We start from the raw sequence: 2,120 nt of genomic DNA on the forward strand, positions 1-2,120 counted from the left end.
ACTGTAATTAACTCATAATTTTGCCGGAAATATCATTCTACTATGTATTTGTGTAATTAATTGTGTCTGACTACTTAGCAACAATGCCTCCAGCAACATAGGTGGCGCCTTGCTCGTTCCTCCACTTTTTTGATTGATAGTACGGGTGGTTGAAGAAACGCTTGCAGGCTATCTTACCGGTTCTGTCCTTGACAATAATAGTCTGAATTGTTAGCCTAGAATTTTTAGGCGGACTGACTACTTCCTGATGTTGAATTTTACCTACAACCGTGACTGAATCGCCTACTTTCAACTGATAAATTTTTACTCGCCGATACTTGATGTAATCACGGGGAAAGTAGAGCAGTAAGTCTCGTACAGTTGTAAGGCCCAGCCTTTCTAGCATTTTGTAATTGCTTCGGCTTAACCCTGGCAGATCGCAAATGGGTGAATGCAGTTTCATGATGATAGTTGGAAATTTCTCAGATTAAAATTTTTGTTAGCAAGCCATTCATAATGCTGCGCTAGCAGCCACTTCACCAATGGCAAATCGCTGAATTTAATTGGGAGATACACTGCTTTTAGTCCTTCCCTTATTTCTAACAAAGCAGAGTTCCATTCTCGCTGGTTGCACGAAGATTTAGGGCGCAGTCGAGAGAAGTAAGTGACGTAGATTCATAATTTTAAGGTGGCGCTTCCACTCTTTCACACTACTGATAATAGAGGCTGACTCACGGCTTGGACACGCAGGTTTGGAAAAAAAGCTTTTCCAAATAGCATATTGTTTGGTTTTGAGGTGGGTTGCAGCGACGGTTTTACTGCTCAAACAAGTCGAAAATGGCTGGAAATAAGCAATTTGTTTATCGCCCAACTTCAGTCATCGTTTCCTGGCCCCATGAAAGCTGCGTAAAATACTAATAGTGAGCTTTGATTAATCCAAAATTATGCCAAAATTGCGATCGATTGCTTCATCACGAGCGTTAAAACCATTTTCGTTTTCTGGCTCTTGAGATGCTAAGATTGCGTTCCAGCCGGCAAAGCCTGGATTGATTCGCTTTGATTGAGGGAATGTTTCAATAATTTCTTTTGACAGTCGATCGCCGTCTCGATCTCCTTTGAAGCCGACTACTATAGTTTCTACTTCCTTAAGAAAGTCGGTTGGCAGCGAAGAAACCGCATCAATGCTTAAGTATAAAGTCGGCTTATTATTGAAATCTGGATCTAAGGCAATTACAGACAGGAGTTCTATCGGGTTGCTGGCAATAATGGCTCTTTCAATATTGTTTTGAACCGCTATCCAGAAAACTCCCTTTTCACTGTCGGAACCTGCTTGATGTGAGCCTCCCCCATGACTGTCAATGGAAAATTTTCCATTGGCGTCTAAGGTGCAGGTTCCTCTGTACTCTCCTGCAAGAGTGCGGAGTTGGAATACAGGGCGGTTTAGGCTGTCTGCGTCTATCCATCCCCTGTCGTGTAGCAGGTCAATTAATTCGACTGGCAGACAAGCATTTTCTATCAAATTGCTTCGTACATACTCCCAGTTAAGTGAGTCGAACCCCGATGTTTCGCGATCGTTGGGCGAGTCGGGTTTGCCTACATCTTCTGATTCAGAGATTAGAGAATCTTTGTCGGTTTCTGTGCTGCTTCCTTCTCGCTCTGGTCTGTCAATATTAGAGTTACTCTGCCAGTATATTGGTGAAGAATTGCTCTCGATGCTGCTGTTCCTCATTTCGCCGCAGTCATCAGCATCACTATCAGTGTTCGCGTCGCTATTTGGTTTAGAGTTTTCTGTTTCCAAATTTTCGTTCAATTCTCGCTCTTGCAATGGGGGAATGGCTTCCACATTTCTGTCAGTATTAGCAGAGTAAGTGACTCCTCTGTATTTTTGCAGCCCCTTGAAGGTGTAAGCTTTGCCTAAATGAGTGCCGCTAAAAGCAATATTGCCTAATTTGTAGCTAATGCCTAATTCGCCTGCGGGGGTGGGTTCTATTTTTACACTAATGCCTTGTTCAACGAGTCGGTCAATCAAAAGAGCGATCCCGGGACTGTCAGTGGTTGCTCTATCTAAGCTGTTGTGCATTTAAAACGCATATTGGTATAATATAACATAATGATATTCAGAAAAAGTGAATGCCTGCTAA

The 2,120-nt window shown here is 42.6% G+C and carries 2 protein-coding genes; both read right to left on the reverse strand.

The window, feature by feature from the left end; genetic code table 11:
* Window positions 1-70: 70 nt before the first annotated feature.
* Entirely contained in the window at window positions 71-385 is a 315-nt protein-coding gene (locus QUB37_RS29560) for a hypothetical protein (RefSeq protein WP_333168789.1), read from the reverse strand.
* 525 nt (window positions 386-910) lie between these two features.
* On the reverse strand, window positions 911-2,059 hold the full coding sequence (locus QUB37_RS29565; RefSeq protein WP_333168790.1) for a hypothetical protein: 1,149 nt from the start codon (window positions 2,057-2,059) through the stop codon (window positions 911-913).
* Window positions 2,060-2,120: the final 61 nt, after the last annotated feature.

Source organism: Microcoleus sp. AT3-A2 (assembly GCF_036705685.1).
In the GTDB taxonomy this organism is placed as follows: domain Bacteria; phylum Cyanobacteriota; class Cyanobacteriia; order Cyanobacteriales; family Microcoleaceae; genus Microcoleus.

Bases quoted from the DNA above. Each gene is read 5' to 3' on its own strand.
- QUB37_RS29565 (WP_333168790.1), bottom strand. From the start codon at position 2,059: ATGCACAACAGCTTAGATAGAGCAACCACTGACAGTCCCGGGATCGCT.
- QUB37_RS29560 (WP_333168789.1), bottom strand. From the start codon at position 385: ATGCTAGAAAGGCTGGGCCTTACAACTGTACGAGACTTACTGCTCTAC.